Annotated in this window: 10 protein-coding genes; 5 read left to right on the top strand and 5 right to left on the bottom strand. The window is 51.3% G+C overall.

Going from position 1 to position 7,367, the window contains the following annotated elements:
- The 5 genes from NG42_RS23545 to lipA form a co-directional block, all read left to right on the top strand.
- On the top strand, nt 1-326 hold a 326-nt coding region (locus tag NG42_RS23545), incomplete at its 5' end, for an SPOR domain-containing protein (protein ID WP_052899860.1).
- A gap of 154 nt (nt 327-480) precedes the next feature.
- The gene (gene dacA / locus NG42_RS12685; RefSeq protein ID WP_052899803.1) at nt 481-1,692 is read left to right on the top strand and encodes a D-alanyl-D-alanine carboxypeptidase DacA; all 1,212 of its coding nucleotides are present in this window, start codon (nt 481-483) and stop codon (nt 1,690-1,692) included.
- Between the two features lie 179 nt (nt 1,693-1,871).
- Complete coding sequence (gene ybeD / locus NG42_RS12680; protein ID WP_052899802.1) at nt 1,872-2,135, top strand: DUF493 family protein YbeD; 264 nt, start codon at nt 1,872-1,874, stop codon at nt 2,133-2,135.
- Between the two features lie 83 nt (nt 2,136-2,218).
- Nucleotides 2,219-2,878 carry a lipoyl(octanoyl) transferase LipB gene (gene lipB, locus NG42_RS12675; protein ID WP_052899801.1) on the top strand — a complete coding sequence of 220 codons (660 nt, stop codon included), beginning with the start codon at nt 2,219-2,221 and terminating at the stop codon, nt 2,876-2,878.
- A gap of 181 nt (nt 2,879-3,059) precedes the next feature.
- Nucleotides 3,060-4,025, top strand: a complete 966-nt coding sequence (gene lipA / locus NG42_RS12670; RefSeq protein ID WP_052899800.1) for a lipoyl synthase — start codon at nt 3,060-3,062, stop codon at nt 4,023-4,025.
- A 229-nt stretch (nt 4,026-4,254) separates the two neighbouring features.
- Here lipA and tatE read toward each other — a convergent pair whose 3' ends face one another.
- The 5 genes from tatE to pagP form a co-directional block, all read right to left on the bottom strand.
- Complete coding sequence (gene tatE / locus NG42_RS12665; RefSeq protein ID WP_052899799.1) at nt 4,255-4,458, bottom strand: twin-arginine translocase subunit TatE; 204 nt, start codon at nt 4,456-4,458, stop codon at nt 4,255-4,257.
- Nucleotides 4,459-4,580: 122 nt separating this feature from the next.
- A complete protein-coding gene (locus tag NG42_RS12660; protein WP_052899798.1) occupies nt 4,581-5,375 on the bottom strand; it encodes a deaminated glutathione amidase in 795 nt (264 codons plus the stop codon).
- Nucleotides 5,376-5,401: 26 nt separating this feature from the next.
- Entirely contained in the window at nt 5,402-5,827 is a 426-nt protein-coding gene (locus NG42_RS12655) for a GNAT family N-acetyltransferase (RefSeq protein WP_052899797.1), read from the bottom strand.
- A gap of 126 nt (nt 5,828-5,953) precedes the next feature.
- Nucleotides 5,954-6,163, bottom strand: coding sequence for a transcription antiterminator/RNA stability regulator CspE (gene cspE / locus NG42_RS12650; RefSeq protein WP_017799283.1), 210 nt, complete (start codon nt 6,161-6,163; stop codon nt 5,954-5,956).
- Nucleotides 6,164-6,313: 150 nt separating this feature from the next.
- Nucleotides 6,314-6,877, bottom strand: coding sequence for a lipid IV(A) palmitoyltransferase PagP (gene pagP, locus NG42_RS12645; RefSeq protein ID WP_053115817.1), 564 nt, complete (start codon nt 6,875-6,877; stop codon nt 6,314-6,316).
- Nucleotides 6,878-7,367 lie beyond the last annotated feature (490 nt).

The raw sequence follows: 7,367 nt of genomic DNA, 5'->3' as shown, positions 1-7,367 counted from the left end.
CCGGCGTACTGGAAGGCAGCGAGCCTGTGGCGGTTGCGGCTCCGGCGGCTGCCGTTGCCGCCCCTGCCGCTGCCTCTTCCGCCGCCGCAACCGGTGGTTATGTGGTACAGGTCGGTGCACTGAGTGACGGCACCCGTGCGCGCCAGTGGATGCAATCCCTTAGCCAGCAATTTGGCGTGCCGGGAAATGTCGCGGCTAACGGCAACGTTTACCGCGTACAGTTAGGGCCGTTCAGCAATCGTCAACAGGCGGCGGCGCTGCAGCAACGTCTGTCAAACGAAGCACAACAGCAATCTTTTATTACTGTCGCACCAGGCGGAATGTGATCTTTGCAGGTAGCCGAACCGCTTCTTGTTCACCGATGCCAGACGTGTAACGTCTGTTAACAAGTGAGGCGGAAAGTCGGATGCCTGCAAAATAAGCATTTGCTATAGTGAGTCACTTTTTTAACTTAACTCCACGGATGTTGTAGTCCCAAACATGAACACTCAGACACCTTCTCGTTTTCTAAAACGCCTGACAGTGGGTTCACTGATCGCGATCAGCATCACCACCTTCGCCCATGCCGAAGATGTTAATCTGAAAACCATGATTCCCGGCGTGCCGGATATCGATGCTGAAGCCTATGTCCTGATCGACTACAACTCAGGAAAAGTGCTGGCGGAAAAAAATGCCGATGCACGCCGCGACCCGGCAAGCCTGACCAAAATGATGACCAGTTATGTTATCGGTCAGGCGGTGAAAGCGGGAAAAATTCATCAGGATGATATGGTCACCGTGGGCCAGGACGCCTGGGCAACCGGTAACCCGGTGTTTAAAGGCTCCTCCCTGATGTTCCTGAAACCTGGCGACCGCGTGCCGGTTTCCCAGCTGACGCGCGGTATCGTGCTGCAATCCGGTAACGACGCCTGTGTCGCCATGGCCGATTATGTCGCCGGCAGCCAGGACGCGTTTGTTGGTCTGATGAACAACTACGTTAAAGCGCTGGGTCTGCAAAACACTCACTTCCAGACCGTTCACGGCCTGGATGCCGAAGGTCAGTACAGCTCACCGCGCGATATGGCGCTGATCGGCCAGGCGCTGATCCGTGATGTGCCGGAAGAGTACGCGGTTTATAAAGAGAAAGAGTTTACCTTTAACAATATCCGCCAGATGAACCGTAACGGACTGCTATGGGACACCAGTCTGCAAGTTGACGGTATTAAAACCGGTCATACCAACGCGGCAGGTTACAACCTGGTCGCCTCGGCGACCGAAGGCCAGATGCGTCTGATTTCAGCAGTGATGGGCGGCCATACTTACAAAGGTCGTGAGACTGAAAGTAAGAAACTGCTGACCTGGGGCTTCCGTTTCTTCGAGACCGTGGCTCCCCTGAAAGCAGGTAAAGAGTTTGCCTCTGAGCCAGTGTGGTTTGGTAACAGCGACCGTGTGCAACTGGGCGTGGAAAAAGATGCTTACCTGACCATTCCACGTGGCCGGATGAAAGATCTGAAAGCCAGCTACGTGCTGACCAATACTGAACTGCACGCACCGCTGCAGAAAAACCAGGTGGTTGGCAGCATCAACTTCCAGCTGGATGGTAAAACCATCGACCAGCGTCCGCTGGTGGTTCTGAATGAAGTAAAAGAAGGTAACTTCTTTGGTCGTATCGTGGATTACATCAAACTGATGTTCCACCACTGGTTCGGCTAATCATTTCGTTGCGGGCGGCGATCGCGTCGCCCGTAATCTTTGCCACAACGGGCGTTAATTTCCCTGATTGATGGCACTTTTCATTTCCGCCTTGATAATTACCGCCAGAAACCCCATATAATAACTATCAGTTAACTCCCGTTGTTGTGGGAGTCTTCGTTTTGAGCACCGGAGCATTTATGAAAACCAACCTGAAAGAACTACTTGAATTTCCTTGCAGCTTCCCGTTTAAAGTCATGGGCCTGGCGCAGGACGAACTGGTCGATCAAGTAGTCGAAGTGGTTCAGCGTCACGCACCTGGTGATTACACCCCGGAAGTTAAACCGAGCAGCAAAGGTAACTACCACTCGGTGTCGATCACTATCACCGCGACCCATATCGAGCAGATCGAAACGCTGTATGAAGAATTAGGCAAAATCGAAATCGTTCGTATGGTGCTGTAAACGCACCTTCCGGTAAAGGGCGAGTAGCTCTCGCTCTTTAGCAACGCTATACTGCCCTTCCCTTTTCCTGCCGGACACTCGTTTTGTATCAGGACAGCCTCATCATACGCCAACTGGGCCTGCGTCAGTGGGAACCCGTTTCGCAAGCCATGCATCAGTTTACCGATCAGCGTACTGCCTCTACTGCCGATGAAATCTGGCTGGTCGAGCACCCCGCGGTTTTCACTCAGGGTCAGGCGGGCAAAGCCGAACATCTGCTGATGACCGGTAATATTCCGGTGGTGCAGAGTGACCGCGGCGGCCAGGTGACCTATCACGGTCCAGGCCAACAGGTGATGTATGTGCTGATCGATCTTAAACGTCGCAAAATTGGCGTGCGCCAGTTAGTCACTGCCATTGAGCAGACGGTGGTGGAGACGCTGGCACATTTTGGCGTCAGCGCGCATGCCCGTCCGGATGCTCCCGGCGTCTATGTTGACGGCAAAAAGATCTGTTCTCTCGGCCTGCGCATACGTCAGGGCTGCTCGTTTCATGGGCTGGCGCTGAATATTCATATGGATTTAGCACCGTTTCTGCGCATCAATCCCTGCGGCTATGCCGGCCTGGAGATGACCCAGCTGAGCGCCTTTCAGCCCGAAGTCACTCTGTCCGATGTTCAGCCGGTATTAATCGACAAATTTATGACGCTACTGGCGATAAATGCGTCAGAATACCGCGATCCACAAGAGCTGAACCTGTGGTGATCTGTGACTGTGCGTGCTGCTTTACAATTCTGCAACGTTTTCCCCTGTTACCGGGCTGATTGTCAGGCGGTGAGGTGATATAATTTTTGCGCTTTTATCAAATAAAGTTGAAAATTGATTCCGACTCACTGAGTTTTTATGCCTCTTTCAGAACGCAATCCACATTGGAACCTGCAAGCTTATGAGTAAACCTATTCAGATGGAACGCGGCGTTAAGTATCGCGACGCAGACAAAATGGCACTGATCCCGGTAAAAACCGTGATGACTGAACGGCCGGAGATCTTAAGAAAGCCAGAGTGGATGAAAATCAAACTGCCTGCTGACTCCACACGTATTCAGGGCATCAAAGCCGCAATGCGTAAAAACGGTCTGCATTCCGTCTGTGAAGAAGCCTCCTGCCCTAACCTTGCAGAGTGTTTTAACCACGGCACCGCGACCTTTATGATTCTGGGTGCCATCTGTACCCGCCGCTGCCCGTTCTGCGATGTGGCACATGGTCGCCCGATGACCCCGGATGCCAACGAACCGGGCAAACTGGCGCAAACTATTGCCGATATGGCATTGCGCTATGTCGTTATCACCTCGGTTGACCGCGATGATTTACGTGACGGCGGTGCCCAGCATTTCGCTGACTGCATCACGGCCATCCGCGAAAAGAGCCCGACCATTAAAATTGAAACGCTGGTGCCGGACTTCCGTGGCCGTATGGATCGCGCGCTGGAGATTCTGAATGCCACGCCGCCAGACGTGTTTAACCACAACCTGGAAAACGTGCCGCGTGTTTACCGTCAGGTCCGTCCGGGTGCCAACTATGAATGGTCTCTGAAGCTGCTGGAGCGTTTTAAAGAAGCGCACCCGGAGATTCCTACCAAATCAGGTCTGATGGTCGGCCTCGGCGAAACCAACGCGGAAATCGTTGAGGTAATGCGCGATCTGCGTCGTCATGGCGTCACTATGCTGACGCTCGGCCAGTACTTACAGCCAAGCCGCCACCACTTACCGGTACAGCGCTACGTCAGCCCGGCTGAGTTCGACGAAATGAAAGAAGAAGCCATGGCGATGGGCTTTACCCACGCGGCCTGCGGACCTTTTGTTCGTTCTTCTTATCATGCCGACATGCAGGCGAAAGGTCTGGAAGTGAAATAACAGCGGGCCAATGCTGGAATATATCCAGGGTAGCCTTTTTCGGCTGATACTGATCGTTTAAGGAAAAATCACCGAAATGTCTGGAATGCTGTAGAGGAGCCGTTTTCGGCTCCCGTCCTGATGACATGCGGGGTGTTTACCTTCGGCACAGGCGGCGAGAACGCCGCCTCTGGGGAAACCACATCATCCTGAAAACTGTAATCTGTAGTTACATTTTCGTAACAAAAATTCAGTCTTTATGCACCACCCGATCGGTTGTAACATCTTCAGCAGGGGTTTTCTTCGCTGATGCATCGTCGTCGCTCATGGCTTTTTTAAAGCCTTTAATGGCAGACCCAAGGTCACCACCAAGCGAGCGTAACTTATTAGTGCCGAACAGCAGTACGATCAACGCACCAATAATCAGCAGTTTGGCAATACTGATACCTTCCATAACACCTTCTCATTTTACCAGAGTACACACCTGTCAACGTTATTAACGCGCAGTTGTACGGGTAATACAATCGCAATCTGTAACAGATTAAGACCTGTGTCGCAGCGCTAAGGCGACGGTCGTCAGGATGATTTCAGTTCCGGGCGGGCAAAACGTCGATTTTCCAGCACCGGCAGCACGCTGCGCGCGTAAGCAAGACGAGATACATCGAGATCGGCAAACACCAGCGCTGGCGCTTCCGCGGCTTTTGCAATCGCCACGCCCAGCGGATCCACCACCAGACTGTTACCAATATTACGTGGACCACACTCGCCTACTGCAATCAGATAACAGGTATTTTCCAGCGCACGGGCGGTGACCAGCACCTCCCAGTGCATCTCCTTCAGCGGCCCTCTGAGCCACGCTGACGGCAGCACCAGTACATCGGCACCATCCACTGCCAGACGTCGCGCCAGCTCGGGAAAACGCACGTCATAGCAGGTCATCAAACCCACCTTCATTCCATCAATCTCAATCAGCGCAGGAACCTGCTCACCGGCAGTGATATTTTTTGATTCTTGCACCGCAAAAGCATCATAGAGATGGAGTTTGTCGTAGCGCGCCACAATTTCGCCATTGTGAATGGCAATCAGCACATTGAGCGCCCGACCCTCGGCGGTAGGCACCGGCACGCTCATGATGGTGGTCAGGCAGCTATTGCGGCTGGCGGCCAGCAGTTGGCTGACAAACGGCCCGTCCAGCGTCTGAGCAGCTTTCAGTACAAAATCAGCATCGGTGTTATCCCGCGCCAGTACCGCTTCCGGTAACACCAACAGTCGGGCGTTAGCGGCCGCCGCCTCGCTCATCAGTCTGATACAGGTTGCCGCATTATGCTGCCAGTCACGTTCGACCGCGAACTGTCCCATCGCTATTTTCATCATCATTCTCCGGGGCAGCGGGTTCGTCAGTTGAGAGGTTTAATATGGTAGCGCGGTGATTCCTGATAGCCTTCACGGGCGTAAAAACCGTTGGCTTTGATACGGTGCTCATTACAGTGCACTTCAACGCGATCGCAGCCGCGCTGCTGCGCCAGCTGCTCAGCATACTGTAACAGCTGCTGCCCTGCCCCTTTACTTCTCTCACCCTCGGCGATGCAAAAGTAGCTGATACGGGCAAAATCACCGGCCAGCGCCAGCTGAGGGATAAAATGCAACGACAGGAAGCCCAGCACCGACTGGCCCTGCTCCGCGACTAGCAGGCGCTCATTGGGGTCAGCGATTAACTGCGCCAGACGTTGATTGATAAAATTTTCTGTACCGCCATAACCTAACTCTGTCAGCAGCGCACTGAGCGCGAAGCTGTCCTGCAATTGTGCCGGGCGAATATTCATTGAAACGTCCTCAGTCTGAGCGGGGATGATCAAGCCGGGAACTGCTGTAACGAACCGATAGTCAGAATGTCAGGTAAAAAAAAACCCGCCATTGGCGGGTTTTAAAAATTCTGTCTGATAACTAACTTAAATTGCAGCAACGTTAGCAGCAGATGGGCCTTTAGCGCCGTCAGTGATTTCAAACTCTACACGCTGACCTTCAGCCAGGGTTTTGAAACCGTTGCTCTGGATAGCGGAAAAGTGTACGAATACATCTTTGCTACCATCTTCAGGAGTAATGAAACCGAATCCTTTGGACTCATTAAACCACTTAACGCTACCTTTAATCTTAGACATCAATATTACCTTTACATGAAAAATGGACACTAAACTGTGTCGAGTGTTAGTACAGCAATTGCGAGCGCTTTTGTCCAGTCCGGCATGACGAAAAAGTGATAAATATCGAGTTTTTTTCATGTTTGCCGCACCAGGCGCTCAATTAAACAACTAAAAAGAGATGCGCGCCCAGGCGAAGTAAACATTACCGTTATTGTAAGTGCCCGGAATATAAGTCATTTGGAATGTAGCCGGACCGTAACCTACTGATGCTAAAGGAAGCAGTACCGGAATCGGGATATAACTCCAGTTATCGCGTGCTGTGACCCCGACAGTATAGCCGGCACCCAGATGAAAATTCTGGTCACTAAATGGTCGCCAGGTTTTTTCCCAGCCGTAGCCACCAATCGGCTCCCATTTATTAAACGAGTCCTTAAACGCCATCAGATAGATGCCGTTCCAGTTACCGTGCTCGTCATAGCGCGAAATACCACCGCCGGCGCCCCACGGACGCTCATTGTATTTATCGGTTTTTTCTTTGTCGTATGTCCAGCGGTTGTGCCAGGTGATGGCCGGGACATATAAATCCACCGAGTCGGGTGAGGTCCAGGTTTTTTCGACATTGCCGGAAAAGGTTTGCCACCAGATCTTACTCTGTTGGCTAATTCCAGCCGCCGATGCTATCGAAGAAAACAGGCAACTGGTGAGAACCACTGGCAAGAGATATTGGTTTATTGCTTTCACTTCAGTAACTACCATTCTTTGTATGAAGATAAATTTTAACAGCGCATAGTTCAACGTTGTTTAAATCAGCCTGTGGGACAAGGGCGCAGCAGGTGTATATTCTGATACCTCAGCAATTAAAAGATAATAACTGCGCTAAAATCTGACGACTGGGCGGTTCCTTTACCCTGGCACATCCGCCAATTTTCATCGGTTTTAAACGGCATGATTTCTTTACATCTGTGTGCAACTGATTGATTCAGATATTATAGTCTGCCCACCCCAAATAGCGACGTTAATCAGAAATTTCGCAAAAGAATCAATGTGAAGATTTTATTGATTAAAATCATAAAATCCGCGAAAACGTGTCTCATCAGCATCACTGCCAATATCAGATAAACCTACATATGAAAAAAATAGTTCGTGAATTCAGGTAAATATCTATTTTTTGACGACATTCAACTCAGATAAACTTTATTTATCGATTTCTGATATTTTTTTG

This window comes from Winslowiella iniecta, from assembly GCF_001267535.1.
In the GTDB taxonomy this organism is placed as follows: domain Bacteria; phylum Pseudomonadota; class Gammaproteobacteria; order Enterobacterales; family Enterobacteriaceae; genus Erwinia; species Erwinia iniecta.
The sequence above is the reverse complement of the archived record's forward strand: the minus strand, read 5'-3'. Positions and strand labels throughout refer to the sequence as shown.